We start from the raw sequence: 19,525 nt of genomic DNA, 5'->3' as shown, positions 1-19,525 counted from the left end.
CCGTTTCGTGAAATGACCCACCGGGCCTGTGCCGTTTGCCAATTTACCACGCACCTTTGTCCGCCTAGGATAAGCGCTCGGGACAAGAGGCTTCCCGCCGATGTCCGCTTTTGTTGAGTATCGGCCTGCCGGCCCCCGCGCCCGCAGCGCGACCAGCACACGGGGTTGCTTGCGCGCCGGCCCGCCCTTCACCGCGTTTGCATCGTCTGCGATGCCTGTGATTCATTCATGACCCTTTCCACTGCAAAACGGCTTGCCTGGTCGGCGTGCGCATCGCTGTCATTGGGCGGATGCGCGATTTCGCCATCCTTACCGCTCTTTGGCGCTGCCTTTCCCGACTGGCTTTTCTGCATCGTGGGCGGCGTCGCGGCAACGATCATCGTGCATCGTGAGCTTGGCCGCCGCGACTTGCGCAGGGCGCTGTCGCCCGTTGCCGTGAGCTATCCGGCCCTGACCGCCATCTTCGCGACGGCAGCCTGGCTCATTTTCTTTTCCCGCTGAAGGTGCGCTCGCCCATGACACCTGACGCCCGCTCCTTTCGCAATACCACGTGCACCGCAGCCGCAATCGTCCTCGCCGGCGCTGCAGCATCGCTGTTACTGCTGTGGCGCCTTGACTGCGTCCTGGGGACCGCCTTTTCGTCGCTCGCATCGACGGTTTTTTCTTTTCTATGACTGCGCGTATCGCATATGACTGACAACGCTCGCGCACCGCTGCGCACGAAACGGCTGCCCGCGGCGGTAATCGCACTTATCGCCATCGCACTGCTTTGCATCGTCGTCTGGCGCAAAGATCACGCCCCCAGCACCGACGACGCATATGTGTATGCGGACACTATCGACGTGGTTCCAGAAGTCAGCGGACGGATCGTGGACCTTCCCGTACACGACAATCAGGCCGTCAAGAAAGGCGATCTGCTTTTGAGCGTCGATCCTCGTCCTTATCAAGACGCACTCGCTCAAGCAAGCGCGCGCCTTGTCGCGCTCGACAAGCAGATCGAGCTGACCCAGCGCTCGGTAAACGCGCAGCAATACAACGCCGAATCGGTGAAGGCTGCGGTCGAGCGCGCGCGCGCCGTGGCAGCCCAGGCCGCCGACACGCTGCGCCGGACCGAGCCTCTGCTCGGACAGGGTTATGTTTCTGCGGAAGAAGTCGATCGCGCACGCACGGCTCAACGTTCCGCGCAGGCGGAACTCGACGCCGCGGCGCTGCAGGCCCGGCAAGCCAACGCCGCGGTGAGCGGCGTCGATGCACTGGTCGCGCAGCGCGCCGAGGTCCAGGCGCAGATTGCGATTGCCGAGCTGAACGTCGCGTTCACCGAAGTTCGCGCGCCGTTCGACGGCCGCATCGTGTCGCTGCACACGACGGTCGGCCAGTACGCATCGCCGTTGAAGCCTGTCTTTACGCTGATCGACACGGAACATTGGTACGTGGTCGCCAACTTCCGCGAAACGGAACTCAAAGACGTGCGCGCAGGAACGGCAGCCACCCTCTACCTGATGACCGATACCAGCAAGCGCTTCTCGGGTGTCGTGGATTCGGTCGGCTACGGTGTGCTGCCCGACGACGGCGGCCTCGTGCTCGAAGGGCTCCCTCGCGTCCAGCGCAGCATCAACTGGGTCCACGTTTCCCAGCGATTCCCGGTGAAGATCGCCGTGCGCAATCCCGACCCGATGCTGTTCCGCCTTGGCACCTCGGCCGTTGCCACGCTCGAGCGCAGCCGTGCGGTAGGCGGTCCGGCGCAATGAACGTCGCCATGGATGCCGCCGCCCGGTCCCCGACAAGTTTCGCGCGACTCGCCCGCTTTTTCGCGGAGGAGGTTCGCGCCTACCCGGGAAGGGCGAACTTGATGCTGCGTTGCATGCTGGCCAGCGCAATCGTGATCATCGTGTCCATGGCGTTGCAGGTGCCGTTTCTCGCGCTCTCTCTCATCGCGGTGTTTTTCGTGACGCAGTCGAACGTGGTGATGACGCGCCTGATCGGCATCCTGTTTGTTCTCGGCACGACGCTCGGCATCGGCTGCATCATTGTCGTGCTCAAGCTGACGTACGACTTCCCGCTGCTGCGCATCGTGATTTCGGCGGCCCTGTTCTTCGCAAGCGCTTACCTGATGCGCGTGGCGAAGGTCGGCGCCGCGTTCATGCTGGTTGGCATCGTCGTCATCTACGTACAGTCGTTCGTCGATTTGACCGACCAGGCCGAGGCGCTGGTTCGCGTCTCACTATGGGTGTGGGTCGCCAACACCTATGCCATTGCCGTCACGCTCGTGATCAACACCCTGTTCCTGCCCGCGGAGCCCGCGCGCCAGCTTGAGGACGCGATGCTCGGTCAAATTGAGGCGGTCGACGGGCTCCTCGCAGCGCTCGAACGCGGCGACATTTCGGTGGCCCGCCCCAACGCGAGCCGCGTCCAGAACGCCGCGCTTACGCTGCAGAAACTGCTGCGCTTTTCGACGATGCGCGATCCGGAGTTCAGGCGCCGACAGGCCTTTCACCTGGCCCGCGTGGCGACCGTCTCGCGACTGTTCACAGCGGCGGCGCATCTGGACGGCAGCGCCGGGAGCGCCGGAGCCGGAATCGTCCTCGCGCTGCGCGACGGTTGCGCGCGTCTCGCGGAGTCCATCCGCACGGGCGAGCACTTCGTATTCGCCGGCGCGGCGCCCGTTTCCCGCGCCGCGCCCCTGCCCGGCGCGCTGTTCGAAATCGGCAATGCCCTGCGGGCCTTCGCCGACCGCTGCACAGCGCCGGAGCCGGCAGAGTCGCCCGCGGAGAAAGAGCGGATGCTCGTGCAAGACGCCTTTTCCAATCCCGTGTATGCGCAATTCGCACTGAAGACGTTGTTTGCGGCATTGCTCGGCTACCTCTTTTACCGCGCCACGGACTGGCAGGGCATTCACACCGTCATGCTGACGGCGCTGATCGTGGCGCAGCCGAGCCTCGGCGCGACGGGCCGGCGCGCGATATTGCGTATCGCTGGAGCCGCCGCGGGCAGCCTGCTCGCGCTCGCCATGGTGATCTGGGTGGTACCGAACATCGACGGGCTCACCGGCTTGCTGCTGATCTCACTGCCCGTGATCGCACTCGGCGCGTGGCTGGCTGCCGGATCGGAGCACATCAGCTATGCGGGCACCCAGCTCATGTTCACGTTTGCACTCGCCCTGCTCGAGCAGTTCGGGCCGACCACCGATCTCACAGAAATCCGCGACCGCATGCTCGGCATTCTGCTGGGTGTGGCCATCTCCGCAGTCATCCACGCGTCGCTGTGGCCCGAGGCGGAAGGCGAGGCGCTGCGCCAGCGTGTCGCGCGCCTGCTGCGCCGCATCGCGGCGCGCCTGCGGCAACCGCAAGACGCGATTCCCGCCCTGCTGTGGGCTGAACACGCCGATTGCGAGGCAATGGCGGCCCGTGTCGCGCTGGAACCCGGCTGGCAGCCGGGCGAAGCGCAACACGAGATGTTCCAGCTACGCATGCAGGCAGTGCTCGCGCAGACCCGCGAGATCCTGCTGGCAAGCGACGCATTCGAAGCAGAGTGGCGCGCGCTGCCCATACAGACACCGGGCGGCCTGGGTACCCCGACGCAGTTCGGCGAAGCGAGTGCCGCCTCGCTGGAAGGCTACGCAGACGACTTGACTGCCCGGCCTGGATCGGTACGCGCGCCCGCGCTCGTCGTTCCCGCGCCGATCGCCGAGCCGCACAGCGCCGATGAGCGCATCGTCGCAGGCGCCGCAAAACTGGCCGCGCAGATTTCGACGCTGCCCCACTGGGGCGTGGCTTCGTCAGACCGCGCCTTCACTACCCACGCATCGCAAGCATGACCGTATCCTCTGTTTCCGTTGTGTCCCGCTGTCTGCGCTGGGGCGCAAGCGCCGCCGTGGCCTGCGCCTTGTCCGCTTGCGCATTGGTCCACGAAGCCAGCAAAGCCCCGGCGCCTGTCGCCGCGGAGCAGATCCGTCTCGCCAGCGACATCCAGCTCGCGCACGGGGACTGGCCCGCCGGTCCATGGTGGAGAGCGTACGCGGACCCGCAGCTGGACGCTCTCATCGAGCGCGCGTTGGCTTCCTCGCCGTCGATCCTGATCGCGCGCACGCGCGTCGCTCAGGCGAAGTCGGACATCGATCTGGTACGGGCGGGCACCAATCTCCAGATCGCGGCGCTAGGAGCCATAGATCGCCAGCACGTGTCGTCCAACGGGTTCCTCGGCGCGTACTCGGGCGACCAGCCGCTAATTGGCGCCACGGGGCCGTGGTACACGGAAGGCATTGTCGGCCTCGGCGCCAGCCTGAGCGTCGACATCTGGGGCAAGCAGCGCGCCCAGGTGCAAGCCGCGATGGGCGTGAGCAACGCGCGGCGCGCCGAACTGGTGGCCGTGGAACTCGAACTGTCCACCGATGTGGCGCAGCTTTATTACGGTATCCAGACGACATCCCAGCTCGTCGACCTGCTCGACCAGCTACAGGACGAGGCGGCGTTTTCTGTCGACGCTCACGCCGCCCGCGCAGCACGCGGCCTCGAGCCCAAAACGCAGACTGAACTCGCTCGTGCGCATCTGCTGGCGACGCAGCGTCAGATCGTGGCGGCTCAGGCCCGGATCATGCAGTTGCGCGAATCGCTGCGCGCGCTGCTCGGCGCGGGGCCAGACGATCTCCCGCAGATTCGGCCCATGCCGTTGCCCCTGCCGCAGGCCAGCTTGCCGCCTAACTTGTCGTACGAGCTGCTGGCTCGTCGCCCGGATCTCCAGGCCATGCGCTGGTACGTGCAGTCCTCGTTCGACCGCATCGACGCCGCCAGGGCAGCGTTCTACCCGAGCTTCGACATCAAGGCTTTCTTTGGCGTGAATGCGCTGCATCTCTCCGACCTGTTCACGCATGCGAGCCAGCAGATCAACCTGATCCCGGGGCTGTATTTGCCGATCTTCGAGGGCGGCCGCCTCAATGCAAACCTTGATGCCGCGCGCAATGCGCGCAATGCGCTGATCGAGCAGTACAACCAGTCCGTGCTCGATGCGGTACGCGACGTGGCCGTGACGGGCAACAGGTTGCAGGACCTCGAAGAGGAGACGAACCTGCAGACACAGAAGATCGAGGCGGTATCGTTCGCCGAAGCGAGCGCGCAGGCGCAGTACCAACGCGGCGTTGCGAGCCGCCTCGCGGTCACGGACGCGCGCCAGGCGGTCGTGCTTGAGCGCATCGCCCTGCTCGATATCGACGCGCAGCGGCTGAGCCAGAACATCGCGCTCACGAAGTCGCTGGGCGGTGGCTACAACGCCAAGGCGGTCGCCCTTCTGGCTGATCACCCATGACGACGATCCTGTGGGCGACGTTCGGTACGCCCCCTGACCAGGGCCATGCCATGCTGCGCGACCAGTGCGCCCCTTCGAGCGCCATTGCAATCGTGAATTGTGGTGTGTTCGTCGTAGGTGAACTTGATGCAGACTTGTCACTTGATGTAGTGACTCGTTCAGTTGTGTGTGCGACAGTGCGTGAACCTTCAAACCGAACGGCATTGCAGGTTGGCTGTAATGCAGGCTATGTCGAAATATCACCGCTTGGGACACATTGCCGTAGTTATTGGCCGTTCCGCGAATGTGTTGTCCGAGACCACAGCGAAAATGGATCGCTATTTGGACTGCGAAGCGAATCGACGCGCCTTCGACGTGCACACGCCGTACGAAACAATAACTTGTTATACGTCATGCCGCACGGATGAACGTGCGGCACGTTCCAGCACAGCTTAGAACTGGTGACGCATCCCGATACGAGCGATAAACTGGTTGGAGGTCGTAGCCGGCGAGTCTGCGCCAGTAATGAAAGCAGTGTTGAGCGGCGCGGCCACTGCACTACCACCCGCCGTATGCTGGTACATGCCTTGGATGTACACGTCGGTGCGCACAGACAGATTGTAGTCAGCCATCAGGCCGATCTGATGCCATTTCGGCGTCGAATCGCCGGCGGTACTTTGGAAGTGACCGATGGTGTAGTTATACATCGCGCCAACGAAGGCGTTTTTCACTAACTGATACTTCGCGTTCACCTCGAAGTTGTCAAACTTAAGGCTGCTGGCCGTGTTAGCGAAATTGCCGACATAGGCTGAACCCGTCGCATCGTTCAGGCTCGTGTGGCTATAAACAAAACCAAGAAGCGCCGATCCGACCGTATAGTTTATGCCGGCGCCCCAAACTTGCTCGCGGTTCGCAAAGAAGGCAGTATCGTCGGTCGCGAGCGAGCCACCCTCCGTGCTACCCGGTTGATTGATCTGCATGAATGCCGCCGCAATCGTTACAGGACCGCCTACATATTGGGCGCCGAGACTGTACGCGCGGTTGTTCGCAAAGCCGCCGGCCTGATTGCTAAAGCCATAGAGACCACCAAACGAGAACCCGCCATAGGTTTTGCTGGAATACTTGATGCTGTTATTCAGGCGAAACGAGTTGTCGGTGTTGTCGTTGTCGTAGGGGTGCGCCATCAGATAGCCGGCCCAGTTACCGTTGGCCGTAAGCGGCGCGAGATAGTCGACGACAGAGTCGTACTGTCTGCCCATCGTCAACGAACCGAGCGTTTCCGAAGCGATACCAACGTACGCCTGCCTGCCAAACATGCGACTGCTTTGGCCCAGTGCGCCCGAGTTCACATCGAATCCATTCTCCAGTTGAAAAATAGCCTTGGTACCACCGCCCAGATCTTCGGAACCCTTAATGCCCCAGCGGCTGCCTTGCGCAAAGCCGCTCTCCAGTTGTACGGCCGAATGACCAGCGGAATTGTTAGTGTAATTCAGACCCTCATCAATCACACCGTACAAGGTCACGCTGTTTTGCGCGAGGGCTGCAACAGGGGCAACGACGAGACCAAGCACCGTTCCGGCGGCAAGCATTCTTTTCATAGATATAAGTGTCATAAATGTATGGGATTTCCGAACCGATTCCCAAGTTTGTCGAGTGAATGTATTCGACATGGGAAAGTAGGCATCGGTCCACCGCACTTTATGACCTACAAAAATCACCGGCACAGCAATTCAGTATTGACTGGTTCCGTGTTGCTTGAATCGCGACGGCATTGCCGTCATGGACTTGCGTCCCTAGTTGTTTTTGCGGTAGTGATCAACAACAAAATCAATGAAGCTACGTACTGCAGTAGCCATATAGAGCTGTCCGGAGTACAGAATCCAGAACGTACGCTCGTCGCCACAGAGCTCTGCGTCGTGCAGCAAGATTTCTAGCATGCCGCTATGGAGCTCCTCTTTTATCAACGAGATCGACAATCGGGCTATTCCTAAGCCGGCCAGTACTGCGCGCTTTATCAAAGCTGGGCTTTGCGTGTTTAAGGCAGGGCGAACAACTACGCGGTGCGTACCGGATGTGCTGCGAAATTCCCAGTAGCGACTTGGCGCATCCGAAGCGAGCAGAATGTCATGAGCGGCCAGATCAGCCGGGGTATGAGGAGTTCCTCGCCGGCAGAGATAGTCGGGACTTGCGACAATCACATCGCGAGCCTGCGCGAGCGAGCGACAGATTAGCGAAGAGTCGCGCAACCGACGTTCCGCGCTAAAGCAGACATCGAAGTCCGCGACTGTGATGTCAGTCATGTCTTCGAACACCGTCAACTCAAAACTCGTGTGCGGTTCCCGTTGACGATAGGCGGCGAGCACGTCGGGGAGATCCGAGTTGGCGTAAGCCGATGAAGCTGCAATCTTCAACAATTTTGCAGGTTCGTTGCTTGCCGAGGCGACACATTCATCCATGACGTCGAGCAACCCGATCAATTCCACGCATCGCTTGTAGTACAGCTGGCCGGTGTCGGTAAGGGACACACGGCGGGTCGTCCGGTTGATCAGGCGTACGCCGAGTCGCTGCTCCAGTTTTGCAACGCTGCGCGTGATGACGGATGCCGACACGCCCATGTGCTTTGCCGCTTCGGCAAAGTTCAGACGCTCCGCTACTTTGGCAAAGATGCGTATCGATGCGAGCTGACTCATGATGCCACCCCAAGAATGCGCGGGCGGTTACTGCGCAGCGGCACCTCTACAACGCCACTATGCTGTTGGCCAGTTCCACCGTGAGGAACCGTTCGGCTGCCGTTATGCTTGTGCGCTGCATGTAGGCCTTTATGTGATGTTCGCATTGTGCAAAACCGGTAGTCCAGAAAGCCGTGCGAGGATAGCAGGCGCCCCGTTACCGCACGCGGTCCGGCTCATTACGATCTTGTTATCTCCAAGCGAGAATTGGGATAGGGGACCGAGAGGCCACAACGCACCGGAATGGGTCCATAGTTACAGCTGGACGAAATCGGCCGAACCCTTCCTCCCGAGCGTTAAGCAATTTGAATTACAGATGTCTAAACCAGGACTCTGGTAAGAGAGCGCAAATCCGAACGTGTTTGTTCTATGGGTGGTAGCAATGTCGCCAACAAGCGGTGCGCCGCCCGCGAGGAGACCGACACCCCGGCCGCCAACCAGGTCGCGTGCCAGCCGACGTTGGTCAGTCAGCTTGGCCGATTGCGGGATGCTCGCGACGGACAGCGCGCACGGGCAGACCGCGAACGGCGTGCACATTCTCCCGAGCGACCTCGAGGCACGTTGCGCGGGTTGCGCCGTCATTGCTGTGCGGCGTGGATTACGGCTTGCACCGCCGGCGGGATCGAGTGGGTCTGGCCACTGACGGCAGGCTTCGTCACATCCACGCCGTGCTCGGCGAGCAGCTTGCGGCCTTCTGCCGAGAGCAGGAAGTTCACGAAGCGCGCGGCGCCGGCGCTGTTGGGCGCGTCGTTGAGAATCGTGAGCGTGTAGTTCGCCTTGATCTCCAGTTCGGGCGCTGGGTGGATCGCCGGAATCTTCAGGTCGGACGTTTCGGTCGAGTAGAAGAAGCCCGCATCGAGTTCTCCCGACTGGAGGCGGCCGACGAGCGTTTCCTCGGGCAGCACCTGCTCGGGATTTTCGGGCGCACCCAGCGTTTTCTCGACAAGATCAGGCTGGTTGTACATCTGCGCGGCCTTCGTCATGAGCTCGACGATTAGGGTGCCCTTCGGGTCGAGCTTCGGATCGGTGCGGCCAAGGCGGATGCCCGGTTCCTGCAGCACCTGCTCCCACTGCTTCGTCTTGAAGTCGTTGGCGAAACGGCTCTTCGGGTTGTAGCCGATCTGGAGCGGCGATTCGGCGAAATTGACGTACCACGTAACGTGATTGCCGTTGGGCTCGCCCATCAGGCTCGCGTTGACCTTCGGGCTCGCGCTGATGAACACATCGCCGCGACGCAGCTTGCCCTTGATCTCATTGGCGACCTTGTTCGTGCCGGCTGCGTAGCCCTTGAAATGCAGGCCTGTTTCTTTTTCGAACGCGGGGCCCACGCTCTTTTCCATGAGGTTCACGAGCGAGCCTGCATAGAGCACGTTGACATCGGATTCGTCGGCGAACGCGTTGGCGCTTGCACCCATCGCGCCCATCACACCGCTCGTCACGACGACTGAAGCCACCAGCTTGCGAATAAACATGTTCGATACCCTGCGCGTTATAAAGGTCCATATACTACGACGAACTGCGGCACTCATCGCCTCTTCCGAACGTCCAATTTTCGGCTGCGTGTCCGGGCGCCTCACACTCACACGGCTAGACAGGGAACGAGCTTTACAGTAATCGCTGATGCCGGCGCATTATGCGCTGGTCAAACCGTGGAGGCCTAAATGCGCACCAGTGCCCGTAACCATTTCTCCGGCCAGATCAGCGCGGTCAAGACCGGCGCTGTCAACGACGAAGTCACGCTGCGCGCCGACGGCGGCCTCGAGATCGCCGCGATCATCACGCATGGCAGCGCCGCTTCGCCGGGTCTCGCCGCTGGCAAGCCGGTCTTCGCGCTCGTGAAGGCATCGTCGGTGATCTTCATGGTCAACGGCGACGCGAGCAAGGTGTCCACGCGCAACGGCGTGGCGAGCACGGTTTCATCGCTCACGAAGGACGCGGTGAATGCGGAAGTCGTACTCGCGGCCCCGGGCGGTGCGCAGATCGCGGCCATCGTGACGAACGACAGCGTCGATCGTCTCGGCCTCGCGGCCGGCAAGCAGGCCGCGGGCTCTTCAAGGCTTCGAGTGCGATCGTCGGGGCCGACGACTGACGGGCCGTTGCGGTCGTATGTGAGCGGAATCTCCGATTTCGATGGGCTAGCCGCCGCGCGCTGCGGCGCCCTGACGCGTGCGCCGGCTGCGCCTAACAGACGCGACGCCGAGTTCTTCGCCCGGCTCGCGAGATGAGCGCCTACTGTCAGCTGGCGCAGTCGCGCAACCAGCGTGCCGGCGACACGGTCTTCCGGCTCCCTCGCCTGTTACCCGCGCCCCGATCTGTGCGACTCCTCGCAGGCTTCATGAGCTTAAGTTTTTCTGGAAAATCGACACTCAATGTAATCCTGGTGAGTAGACCCGAGGAGTTGCACCTCGAGTCTCTCGCAGAACCGTACGTGAGACTCTCGCCTCGTACGGCTCTCTATGAACGCGTCCCGCTTTGCAACAGCTCTCGCGCGGTCTGACTGACAGGATGGGGGCTGCGGCTCTCTATCAGGCCTTGTTGCAGCCGGTAACTCTGCTGCGGGCCTCTATGAAATCCGGTGACTCGCACCTCATTCCTGTCGCGAGCTCGAAGCTCGGAGCCGTATACAGGTTCATGAGCAGCGGATAGGCGTAGGCCGAAGTTGGCGCTTCCTGCGCGTCTTCCAGCATCAGAGTCTCCTTGTGTCCCGGTAACTACATTATTGACACAGCCCACCATGTCTATTTCAACTGGACGGCGGCCTCAGAAGCGGTAGTTCACCGACAACAGAGTCACCAGCGGGTCCAGCGTGATTTTCGCCACGCTGTGAACGCTTCCGCCATTCGGCAGCGTGGTGGTCAGGTGTGCCTTGGTGCCAAACGGCAGGTAGGAGAATGAGAGCGCGCTCGACCAGTGCTCGTTGAACTTCAGGGTGACGCCGGCGTTGAGCACGGCAGACCATTCGCTGTCGACCTTCGCGCTTGTGGGCAGGGACGTACTTTGGCCACGCGAGAACTGAGCGCTCAGCGCTTGCTGGAAGCCGGTGCCCACATGGGCGTTGGTGAACCAGATGTAGCTGAACCCCACGCCCGCATAAGGACGCCATCTCGATTCCGCCGGAAGGAAATAGTATTTCATGACGACGGCGGGACTCCACTGCTTGACATCGCCGAGGGGATTGATTGCCGGAGAAGAGAGGCCGCCGGTCCCGTAGAATTTGAATTTCGGCGGAATGCCGGCAACCGTTTCCACCGCGATGTGGTCGGTGAAGAAATGAGTGATCGTGATGCCAAGCGTATCCGCATTGTCGACCGTCGCGCCCGTGCCCGGCACGGGCATGCCCTCTACATTGAGCGGATCGCTCGATGTCTGAGGCGCGATGCGCAACCAGCCTGCGCCAACCACGTTGCTTCCCGCCGATTGCGCACGAACGCCCGCGCTTGCCAGTGCCGCGCCAAAAAGAAGAACCAGATGCTTGAGCTTCACGGTTTGTGTTGTCCTGATAGTTTTTGAAGTTTTGAGTATTCCTGTTCCCTCGATCCGTGATGGAATCGATACGACATCTCGCTGCGCGAAGCACTGCGCGCTCGCCGTTGTGTCAGATTGTGTAGCGGCTTGGACGGAATGCCTTGAACGAAACTCTTACGGCACCCCCATGAAAACCCTTAAACTGTCGTTTCCGGTGCGCACGTATTCTTCTCGGTGGCACCGAGGTGGCCCTCCAAGGGGCAGATGAAAAGAAACGGCGCCCGACAAACTTCCCCAAAGCGGCTCTATTCGCTTGACGAATTAGTAATCCTATCAATATCGGAATCCTCGGAACCTTCCCAACGGATGTATCGGATGAAGATTGGCACTTCGCCGCTCCACGCGAGCGCGCCTCGCTTCAGTTGCTCGCTCATGCAAGCCCCACCTGCCGCCACCGGTCCACGTCGATCAAGCCGCCGACAGATACGCAGGAAATTTTGTTTGCAGCCGACCATCATCCCGGCGTCACGCCGGCACCCGGCACCCGGCACCCGTCACCCGTCACCCGTCACCCACGTCATGACACGCAACCGGTCCGCTATGGTGTGAAGCGACGCCAATGGGACACACCCGAACGAAACGGTGAAATCGGCATGGTGGCGAGCCCGTCCGGTCGTGATCTTCACATTTCTGATCTCGCCCGCGTCCCCGCACCATGACCGCATCACCCCGCGCAATAGACGGATTGCCCTGCGTAATCCTTCACCGATGCGGATCCGCTGACTCCACGCGAGGAGACACCTCACTCCTGAGATTCCTGAACACCCGCGCCCGGTATCTTTCGTGCCAGCCGAGAGCAAGCGCCATGGGCAGCGCGACGGCGAGTGTCGAAATGCCGATCGCAAGACCGATCCACGTTTCAGCCATCCCCATTCCCCAAGTTAGCAGCAGTGCCTGTGTAATTACGCCGCGCGCAAGGGGACATCATGAGGCCGTGAGAATGTGCGCAACATTGAAAAGCCAGCCTTGACGTCCTCTCTGACATCAAGGCCGCACACCCGTGATTACTGCATGTGCTGACCGCCGTTGATGGGGATATTCGCACCGGTCAGGAAGCCCGCGTCCTCCGAGCACAGGAACAGCACAAGCGCGGCGACTTCCTCCGGTTTGCCGAGGCGGCCCATCGGGATCTGCGGCAGGATCTTCGTATCGAGGATGTCCTGTGGGATCGCGGTGACCATCTTCGTCGCAAGATAGCCCGGTGAGATCGTGTTCACCGTCACGCCCTTACGGGCGACTTCCAGCGCGAGCGACTTGGTGAAGCCGTGCATCCCGGCCTTCGCTGCCGCATAGTTGGTCTGGCCGACGGAACCCTTCGAGCCGTTCACAGACGAAATATTGATGATACGCCCCCAACCGCGCTCGACCATACCTTCGCACATCGGCTTGCAAATGTTGAAGACCGAATCGAGGTTCGTGCGCAGAACCGCATCCCAGTTGACCTTGTCGAGCTTCTTGAAGGTCATGTCGCGCGTGATACCGGCGTTGTTGATCAGAATGTCGACACCGCCGAACTCATTCTGTATCTTCTGCGCGCCGCGCTGGCACGAGTCGTAGTCGGCGACGTCGACGGAGTATGCGGTGAAGTCGCGGCCCGTTTCCTTCATTCTGGCCAGCCACTCCTTTGCGCCTGCGTTATCCGGCGAGTGCGTGACGACGACTTTGTAGCCGGCGTCGTTCAACCGCACGCTGATAGCCTCGCCGAGACCACCCATTCCACCCGTTACCAATGCAATACGAATAGTCATCGTTTTTATCCGCGAGAGAAAAATTACGACAAGTCACATGGCACCTAGTTCTGCGGCGGCCACGTCCCAGATGGCCAGGCGTCCTCGCACGCTACGCGAAGACGTCGCGACCAAGATTGCGCTGCTTGTTGTGTGCGGCTAATCTGCGCGAATCTTGGCGGGCAAACCCTCCATTGATCCAAAACGGCTCAGTCGTGCTCGAGCGCGAGCGCCATGCGCATGTCGCCGTCGTTCCACAGCGAAGCTGGAAAAAATCGTATGCACCGCGTACCAACGTGGTTGCTCAAGAATCCGTTCGACAATGAAAAAATCGTATCAAGTAAAAACCCTTGTTTTATGCGTCTTTTATTACATTGACTTACCCGTTAAGGCGCCATGCAAATCGCTTGCAGCGGACCCGATTATCAAGATTTCCGAAAACAATGTGACATAGCGTCTTACGGGCATTCAGGCTCCCGGCGCTGGATGCTTCCCGTGCGAATAAAGGCGACTTCGCAAAAATATCTATTTCCGACGCCAGTCAGTAGACCCTTAGTCGCAAAAGACAATTGCGCGAACGGCGTAGGCGAATTCTTATCGAATCGAAAGGACCGCATTGCAAATTACGGGTGCAGCGGAATTGTTGTGGCCGAGCTTCTCAAGGTTGAACTGGTCTTCGCGAATGCGTTGCATCAACTCGATGCCGGCCGCCACAATCGTTGCGCTTCTGAAACGTTCGAAGCCGAGCATGACAGACATCCGGGACTTGATGTTGTGATGGTCTTGTTCGATCAGATTATTGAGATACTTCGACGATCGAACCTCGGTGTCTTCAGGCATGAGGCCGTCTTCCTTCATCTCACGCACCGCGCGGTGTGAGGTGGCATAGCTGCGCAGCGTGATGGCGCGCCACCCCCACGCGCGGCATGCATGGGCTGTTTGATCGTATGCGGTCCACGAACGACGTCTCTCAGAGTGAGACGGTCGAAGGCGTGAGGTATGGGGAATTGGTACGAGTCAGCGGAGATCGACGGGCATACGCCAAGGCAGCAACGCGTCATAGTCATCGGCCGTCTTCGCTAGAGGCAGACGCTGGAACAGCCACGTGAGGTAGCGGTAGGGATCGATACCGTTGGCCTTTGCCGTTTCGACCAAGGTATAGAGGTTTGCGCTTGCGTTCGCGCCGTCAACTGTGTCGCTGAACAGCCAGGAGCGGCGTCCCAGGCAGAATGGGCGAATCGCATTTTCACAAGGATTGTTGCTAACAGCCCAATCACCGTTCTCGATGTAACGGATCAGCTTTGGCCATTGCGCGCGCAGATAGGTGGCCCCTTGCCAAGTAGACTTTTGGGGACGACACCAGGTGACTGCTCGATCATCAGCGTGTGGATTGCATCGAGCACGCGCGCGCTGTATCGTCGTCGCAACCGCTGTCGTCGCTGCGCAGACCACGTCTCGCTCCGTGCTTCGGCGGCAAACAGCTTGCCGATCAATCTGAGGAAGCGCGTCGCAAGCAGGCCGGGTGTTCGAGCCGCCTTGGGCACGCTATCTTCTGCCTTGATGAAGTACCGTCTCACGTGAACCCAACATCCAAGGTGCACGAGCTGGTAGCGCTTGGCGATTTCGTTGTAGGGTTCGTACCCGTCGGTCATCATGACCGCGCCTGACCGGTTTCCAGTGAACAACCTGTCAGCGAGCTTTGTGCCGCGCCCCGGTGTATAGGTGAAGCAACGGATCGGCACACCCGAACCCGTCATCTGCGCCCACAGGTAGCTCGTCGTTTGTGGCCGGCGGCCTTCCTCTTTCAGCACCTGGAGCGTCGTCTCGTCGCAATAGATCAGTCCAGCGTCAAGCAGCGTGTCGCGCAGCAGGTTGATCACGGGCTGCGCCGCGAGACCGACGCGGACCATGCTGGCAGCGATAGTGTTCGACGAGATGTCGCCGCCGAATCGACGCAGCAGGCCGGCCTGACGATAGAGTGGCATCCCGAACTGATACTTGCCGGTTGCTATCCATGCGAGCGCGGATTCGCTCAGGAGTCCGCGAGGGATGATGCGTGCCGGCGCCGGCGTGACCTTGATACCGAGATCGCAGCAGGGGCACGCATACTTGATGCGCTGGTGCTGGATCACGCGGAGCTGCTCTGGAATGACGTCGAGCTGCTCGCTGATCTCCACGCCAAACTCGACGAGCGCATGTCCGTCGTTCATGCAGAAACGCTCGGCTTCGGGCAATTCGTGCCGCACAACGTCGCGCGGCAGATTGGGATCGAGCGGAGTGCGATGGCCACGTTTCTTGCGCATGTGTGCCGAGACCGTCGATTCCGGCGTGTCTTCGTGGGCGGGCATGCGGCCCGCGCCGAGCACTTCTGCTTCGTTGAACAGGCCGAGCTGATCGGAATCCCGGGCTTCGCTCTTTGCGCCAAACAACTCGCGTCGGTAAGCGCGAAGTCGTTCCTCGGCAAGATCGCGCTCCGCTGTCACGAGGAGCAGCGAGCTGCGCAGTTCGTCACGTTCCCGCTGAAGCGCGGCGTGCTCCTCGCGCATCGCCAGGAGTGCCTTGAGCTCGTCCGCAGATAGGGTGACGTTGATCGGCATGTTGCTTGGACCGGGACGCCGACGTCATGTTCAACTCACACGCGCATAGTGTCGTCGCGGATGTCGCCGAAGCGCGGCAACGTCGGCGCCCTTTAGTAGCCACTGCAAGCGCTCCACGTCGAGCGTGACGACCCCGGTGCTGCTGTCGGGCCACACGAAGCGGTCCTGTTCCTCAATTCTCTTGAGTAATAGCCAGAATCCGTTGTGATCCCAACCCAGGATCTTGATACGATCGCAACGTCTATTCGTGAACACGTAGAGCGAAGAATCCATCGGGTTGAGGCCCATTGCCTGCTCCACGAGAATTGACAGGCTGTTCATCCCGAATCGGAAGTCGACGGGATCGCGGTGCAGATAGACGTTCAGGCCTTCGTCAAACCGGAACACGGCAGCCTCCCGAGCAGCTGGATGATCGTCGTGATCTCCTCCACGCCAGCCTCGTCGAAGCTGAGTTCGACACCGTTAGGTAACCGAACGTGCAGCGCGATCGTCATCGATGGAATCGGAGTAGACGCCATCGACGACAACAGTGGGGCTGGGACGACGGGCACAAACGCCGGTAAGGTATTTGCCTTCGCGGAATCCTTGACTGGCGGCGCGCAAATGTCGATCGACACGCCGTCGACGACCATTGGGTCCGGCTCCCGGGAACCGTGCAGGATCTGTGGCTGATACCGTGCGATCCATCGGCGCAACTGGTTCGGGTTGACGTCGTGGTCCATAGCGGCACGCGCGATCGACACGCCCGGCTTCAGGCACAAGGTGACCAGTTCCCGAACAGCATCCTCATTGAATTCGCGACGTCCATCCCGTTTCTGGCCAACCACCAGCCTGCTGCGAAGGTCTCGATTCTCGTTCATTGCGGTCTGAGTGCATGTGTCCACGCGGACACTTAGGTTCAGACCTTCAGCCGCTCATTGGAAGGGCGTCGTTGCTCGACCGCTTACGTTTGATCGCCGTTGCGGGACCGCCTTCGAATGTTCGGCACGCTCAATGCCGACATCCCTTTCAGCCTCACGGCGGTATATGTCAAAGCCACCGGCGGGCATTTGGATCGAGGGCGGCGAGACGCAGACAAGCTCACAATTTGGGAGCGTGGGCGCATGAAACAGCGCAAAACGCAACTTCACGATTGCGTTTCCTGCGTCAACCTCGACCGACGTTTCGGCGCCCGCTGCGCTACCCGAGTCACGTACTGCCACGCGCCAGGGCACCGAATCCGTTTGCAAGGTACCGTTGCAGCGACCGAATCAACGGACGCCTGGCGGCACTCCCATCGCTACAGAAATACGTCGGGAAATGCTGAGTCGTTTGATTAACTGGAATATGTTGTTACGCGCAGCCGCGTTGCTCGTGCCGATTTTTGTCGTCGAGCGGGTGACGGGTGACACCAAATGGCTGAGCGTACTGGTCGTCACTGTGTCTGCGTTTGTGGCGGTAGAGCGCGGACGTCTGGCGCCGCTTGGTGCCGTGCTCTACGCGTTCGCGATTGGCGTGGCCTTCGTGGCCGTGAACGCCTCTTATGGCACACCCGCCGCGTATATCGGCGTCTTTGTGCTGCTTGCGGCCGCATGTGCGAGCTTGCTCGCCGGTGGCAGCGAGATGCGCTGGACCGGCTTTTTTGCGTTCATTCCTGTCATGTACTTCGGCTGCGAAACGGCGCGCGAGGCGCATGGCCAAGCGTATCTGAACGCCGGCATAGCGGCCATGCCCTACGCGCTGGCCGCAACGCTGCCCGTCATTGTCGCCTCGATCGTCAGCTACGCCATGCAGCGTGAACCACGCTCCGAGCACGGCTGGCTGGCGCTATGGTTGGTCAGCGAGCCGCCTTCACCGGGGCGGCGTGAGGCGATCGTTGCCGGGGTGCTCGCGGTGGGATTGGCGTCCGCCTTGGTGGCATGGCATCCGATGTCCTATCAGGAGTGGTTCGTCTGTCAGCCTCCAGTGTTGTGACAGGTGACTGGAAATCGGCGCGCTTAAAGTGGCGTGACCGCCTGGCGGGCACCATTGTCGGTGTGCCGGCGGGCGTGATGGTGGCGATGCTTTTGCCGCATAGCCACGCGCTCGCCAATGCGATCGAGATCGCGATCGCACTGGAGCTCGTTGCTTTCCATCGCGGTGGCGTTCGGCGTGGGGTGTGCGATGCATGCAGCCGCGATCGTCATTTCGGGCCACGCCTGGCTCCGCGCGGACGCACGCCTCATCGATGTCGCGCTCGGCAGCACCATCGGGATTCTGTTCGTGCTCGCCGTGCGTCAGGGGGCGCGTTCCCTGCGGCACAACAACATTGCGGTGTGACGGCACCAGCGCGTTGCCCAAACGTGGAATCACCTGTCGATAAACGTCGCTGCTAGCCGGATCGTCTCGCAACGCTTCCGCTTCCGCAATTTGACGCGAACCTGATCAATTCCATTGACGGCAAGCACCCAGCCGCAGATGATCCACATCCGCACGGCCAGCGGGTGCGCCGGGCTTCTCGTATCCATGATCTTGCAAATTCGTTGGAAGCATCAGTGCCGCGCCGTTGGCTGCCACATGCCCCTCACCCGCGTTCGTGGGCGGGGCTGCGGGCGGCAAGCCGCACGGCGCCGCCCCAGCCGTCGCGGGTGCGAGTCGTGCGGCTGCCACACCGCAGCCCGCGGCGTCGGCTCAGAGGCCGGCGCTGAACGCAGCCAGCTTACCAAGCGCCGACCAGTCGAGCGCGTCCCAGCCGCGCGCCGAAACCGCCACGAGGCGATCGCGCACGACGCTCGCCACGGGCATCGGTGCCCCCACCTTTTCGGCATGGCTCAGCGCGAGGCGCAAATCCTTGACTGCGAGGGGCACGGTCATGCCCGGCGGGGAATACCGCTCATCGACGATCTTTCCGCCATAAGCCTTGTGCACTTTGCCGTCGAACAGCGACTCGGTCAGCACGTCAAAGGCCGCTTTTTGATCGATGCCCGCTTTGCGAAGGAACGCGAGCACCTCGCCCATGCTCTGCATCGTGGCTGCGGTCAGTACGTTGCCTGCGAGCTTGAACGCATTCGCTAGCCCCGGTTGCTCGCCCAGCAGAAAGACGCGCTGGCCGAGCCGTTCGAGCAGCGGCATGCAACGCGCGAGCGTTGCGTCTTCACCAGCGGCGAGCACATAGAGCCTGCGCGCCTTGGCGAGATCCGGGTTGCCCAGAACGGGGGCCGACACGTATCCCTGACCGTGCTCGCGATGCAGGTCAAAAAGCGCGCCCGCCGCGTCGGGGCTGATCGTGCTCATCGAAATGTGCACGGCTCCCTTGGCGAGCACCGTCGAGAGATGCGCCGCCACTTCCTTCGCCGCATCGTCGTCAGGCACCATGCTGATGATCACGTCGCATGCCGCGAGCGCTGCCCAGTCGTCAGTCGCCACAGCATTGCCGCGCACCGCCGCCTCGGCGCATGCCCGGTTGCGGTCGAACACCACCACGGACAAGCCGTCCTCGATCAGATTGCCGGCGAACGCCGCGCCCATCCTCCCGGCGCCCACCACGCCCACCGTGGCCGGTGCGCTCGCTGCGGACTCGACGTTTCCGTCTTGGGAATCATGCTTTGAAACCATAATCATTTCATACTCCAAAACAAATTGAGGTCGGCTCGTCCCGCGGGATTCGCCCTGAACTCCACCGCCCGTTCGCGCGAATGTCAGCCGCATCGTG

17 protein-coding genes and 3 pseudogenes are annotated in these 19,525 nt (G+C 61.3%); 7 read left to right on the top strand and 13 right to left on the bottom strand.

What is annotated here, in order from left to right:
• Window positions 1–165 precede the first annotated feature (165 nt).
• The 4 genes from AB4Y44_RS14230 (at window position 166) to AB4Y44_RS14215 (ending at window position 5,298) form a co-directional block, all read left to right on the top strand.
• Window positions 166–501, top strand: a complete 336-nt coding sequence (locus AB4Y44_RS14230; RefSeq protein WP_368685488.1) for a YtcA family lipoprotein — start codon at window positions 166–168, stop codon at window positions 499–501.
• Window positions 502–689: 188 nt separating this feature from the next.
• The gene (mdtN, locus tag AB4Y44_RS14225; RefSeq protein WP_368699955.1) at window positions 690–1,748 is read left to right on the top strand and encodes a multidrug transporter subunit MdtN; all 1,059 of its coding nucleotides are present in this window, start codon (window positions 690–692) and stop codon (window positions 1,746–1,748) included.
• A 113-nt stretch (window positions 1,749–1,861) separates the two neighbouring features.
• Entirely contained in the window at window positions 1,862–3,814 is a 1,953-nt protein-coding gene (locus tag AB4Y44_RS14220; protein ID WP_368699954.1) for an FUSC family protein, read from the top strand.
• The gene (locus AB4Y44_RS14215; protein ID WP_368699953.1) at window positions 3,811–5,298 is read left to right on the top strand and encodes an MdtP family multidrug efflux transporter outer membrane subunit; all 1,488 of its coding nucleotides are present in this window, start codon (window positions 3,811–3,813) and stop codon (window positions 5,296–5,298) included. Before AB4Y44_RS14220 ends, AB4Y44_RS14215 begins: the two co-directional genes overlap by 4 nt.
• A gap of 431 nt (window positions 5,299–5,729) precedes the next feature.
• On the opposite strand, the gene AB4Y44_RS14210 is transcribed toward AB4Y44_RS14215, so the two are convergent.
• From AB4Y44_RS14210 to AB4Y44_RS14200, 3 genes are all read right to left on the bottom strand, one after another.
• A complete protein-coding gene (locus AB4Y44_RS14210) occupies window positions 5,730–6,875 on the bottom strand; it encodes a porin (RefSeq protein ID WP_368685493.1) in 1,146 nt (381 codons plus the stop codon).
• A 195-nt stretch (window positions 6,876–7,070) separates the two neighbouring features.
• Window positions 7,071–7,967: a LysR family transcriptional regulator gene (locus tag AB4Y44_RS14205; RefSeq protein ID WP_368699952.1), complete on the bottom strand. Its 897-nt coding sequence runs from the start codon at window positions 7,965–7,967 to the stop codon at window positions 7,071–7,073.
• A 617-nt stretch (window positions 7,968–8,584) separates the two neighbouring features.
• Window positions 8,585–9,478, bottom strand: a complete 894-nt coding sequence (locus tag AB4Y44_RS14200) for an extracellular solute-binding protein (protein ID WP_368699951.1) — start codon at window positions 9,476–9,478, stop codon at window positions 8,585–8,587.
• 189 nt (window positions 9,479–9,667) lie between these two features.
• Here AB4Y44_RS14200 and AB4Y44_RS14195 point away from each other — a divergent pair.
• Window positions 9,668–10,095 (top strand): annotated as a pseudogene (locus tag AB4Y44_RS14195) (molybdopterin-binding protein).
• Between the two features lie 436 nt (window positions 10,096–10,531).
• Here AB4Y44_RS14195 and AB4Y44_RS14190 read toward each other — a convergent pair.
• The 8 genes and pseudogenes from AB4Y44_RS14190 to AB4Y44_RS14155 all read right to left on the bottom strand — a co-directional run bounded on the left by AB4Y44_RS14190 (window position 10,532) and on the right by AB4Y44_RS14155 (window position 16,715).
• Window positions 10,532–10,693, bottom strand: a complete 162-nt coding sequence (locus AB4Y44_RS14190; RefSeq protein ID WP_368699950.1) for a hypothetical protein — start codon at window positions 10,691–10,693, stop codon at window positions 10,532–10,534.
• 73 nt (window positions 10,694–10,766) lie between these two features.
• Window positions 10,767–11,489, bottom strand: a complete 723-nt coding sequence (locus AB4Y44_RS14185; RefSeq protein WP_368699949.1) for an OmpW family protein — start codon at window positions 11,487–11,489, stop codon at window positions 10,767–10,769.
• Between the two features lie 1,046 nt (window positions 11,490–12,535).
• Window positions 12,536–13,279, bottom strand: a complete 744-nt coding sequence (phbB, locus tag AB4Y44_RS14180) for an acetoacetyl-CoA reductase (RefSeq protein ID WP_368685496.1) — start codon at window positions 13,277–13,279, stop codon at window positions 12,536–12,538.
• A gap of 573 nt (window positions 13,280–13,852) precedes the next feature.
• A pseudogene (locus AB4Y44_RS14175) lies at window positions 13,853–14,161 on the bottom strand (DDE-type integrase/transposase/recombinase); the annotation flags it as partial.
• Between the two features lie 114 nt (window positions 14,162–14,275).
• Window positions 14,276–14,413 carry a transposase domain-containing protein gene (locus AB4Y44_RS14170; RefSeq protein WP_368699981.1) on the bottom strand — a complete coding sequence of 46 codons (138 nt, stop codon included), beginning with the start codon at window positions 14,411–14,413 and terminating at the stop codon, window positions 14,276–14,278.
• A gap of 81 nt (window positions 14,414–14,494) precedes the next feature.
• Window positions 14,495–15,804 (bottom strand): annotated as a pseudogene (locus AB4Y44_RS14165) (IS66 family transposase); the annotation flags it as partial.
• An 81-nt stretch (window positions 15,805–15,885) separates the two neighbouring features.
• Window positions 15,886–16,242: an IS66 family insertion sequence element accessory protein TnpB gene (gene tnpB / locus AB4Y44_RS14160; RefSeq protein WP_368699948.1), complete on the bottom strand. Its 357-nt coding sequence runs from the start codon at window positions 16,240–16,242 to the stop codon at window positions 15,886–15,888.
• Window positions 16,218–16,715: a transposase gene (locus AB4Y44_RS14155; RefSeq protein ID WP_368699947.1), complete on the bottom strand. Its 498-nt coding sequence runs from the start codon at window positions 16,713–16,715 to the stop codon at window positions 16,218–16,220. Before AB4Y44_RS14155 ends, tnpB begins: the two co-directional genes overlap by 25 nt.
• A 439-nt stretch (window positions 16,716–17,154) precedes the next feature.
• Between AB4Y44_RS14155 and AB4Y44_RS14150 the strand changes: the two genes are divergently transcribed.
• On the top strand, window positions 17,155–17,808 hold the full coding sequence (locus AB4Y44_RS14150) for a hypothetical protein (protein WP_368699946.1): 654 nt from the start codon (window positions 17,155–17,157) through the stop codon (window positions 17,806–17,808).
• A 150-nt stretch (window positions 17,809–17,958) separates the two neighbouring features.
• The gene (locus AB4Y44_RS14145; protein ID WP_368699945.1) at window positions 17,959–18,153 is read left to right on the top strand and encodes a hypothetical protein; all 195 of its coding nucleotides are present in this window, start codon (window positions 17,959–17,961) and stop codon (window positions 18,151–18,153) included.
• A 29-nt stretch (window positions 18,154–18,182) separates the two neighbouring features.
• On the opposite strand, the gene AB4Y44_RS14140 is transcribed toward AB4Y44_RS14145, so the two are convergent.
• Together AB4Y44_RS14140 and AB4Y44_RS14135 are read right to left on the bottom strand one after the other, a co-directional pair.
• Complete coding sequence (locus AB4Y44_RS14140; protein ID WP_368699944.1) at window positions 18,183–18,341, bottom strand: hypothetical protein; 159 nt, start codon at window positions 18,339–18,341, stop codon at window positions 18,183–18,185.
• 163 nt (window positions 18,342–18,504) lie between these two features.
• Window positions 18,505–19,434 (bottom strand): NAD(P)-dependent oxidoreductase, encoded by a 930-nt coding sequence (locus tag AB4Y44_RS14135; protein WP_368699943.1) that lies wholly within the window; start codon window positions 19,432–19,434, stop codon window positions 18,505–18,507.
• Window positions 19,435–19,525 lie beyond the last annotated feature (91 nt).

This window comes from Paraburkholderia sp. BR10937 (assembly GCF_040965695.1).
In the GTDB taxonomy this organism is placed as follows: domain Bacteria; phylum Pseudomonadota; class Gammaproteobacteria; order Burkholderiales; family Burkholderiaceae; genus Paraburkholderia.
This window is presented reverse-complemented; position numbering and strand designations above follow the sequence as displayed.

Coding starts and splice junctions, on each gene's coding strand:
- mdtN (WP_368699955.1), top strand. CDS start 690: ATGACTGACAACGCTCGCGCACCGCTGCGCACGAAACGGCTGCCCGCG.
- AB4Y44_RS14220 (WP_368699954.1), top strand. CDS start 1,862: ATGCTGGCCAGCGCAATCGTGATCATCGTGTCCATGGCGTTGCAGGTG.
- AB4Y44_RS14215 (WP_368699953.1), top strand. CDS start 3,811: ATGACCGTATCCTCTGTTTCCGTTGTGTCCCGCTGTCTGCGCTGGGGC.
- AB4Y44_RS14210 (WP_368685493.1), bottom strand. CDS start 6,875: ATGAAAAGAATGCTTGCCGCCGGAACGGTGCTTGGTCTCGTCGTTGCC.
- AB4Y44_RS14205 (WP_368699952.1), bottom strand. CDS start 7,967: ATGAGTCAGCTCGCATCGATACGCATCTTTGCCAAAGTAGCGGAGCGT.
- AB4Y44_RS14200 (WP_368699951.1), bottom strand. CDS start 9,478: ATGTTTATTCGCAAGCTGGTGGCTTCAGTCGTCGTGACGAGCGGTGTG.
- AB4Y44_RS14190 (WP_368699950.1), bottom strand. CDS start 10,693: ATGCTGGAAGACGCGCAGGAAGCGCCAACTTCGGCCTACGCCTATCCG.
- phbB (WP_368685496.1), bottom strand. CDS start 13,279: ATGACTATTCGTATTGCATTGGTAACGGGTGGAATGGGTGGTCTCGGC.
- AB4Y44_RS14155 (WP_368699947.1), bottom strand. CDS start 16,715: ATGAACGAGAATCGAGACCTTCGCAGCAGGCTGGTGGTTGGCCAGAAA.
- AB4Y44_RS14150 (WP_368699946.1), top strand. CDS start 17,155: ATGCTGAGTCGTTTGATTAACTGGAATATGTTGTTACGCGCAGCCGCG.
- AB4Y44_RS14140 (WP_368699944.1), bottom strand. CDS start 18,341: ATGGATACGAGAAGCCCGGCGCACCCGCTGGCCGTGCGGATGTGGATC.
- AB4Y44_RS14135 (WP_368699943.1), bottom strand. CDS start 19,434: ATGATTATGGTTTCAAAGCATGATTCCCAAGACGGAAACGTCGAGTCC.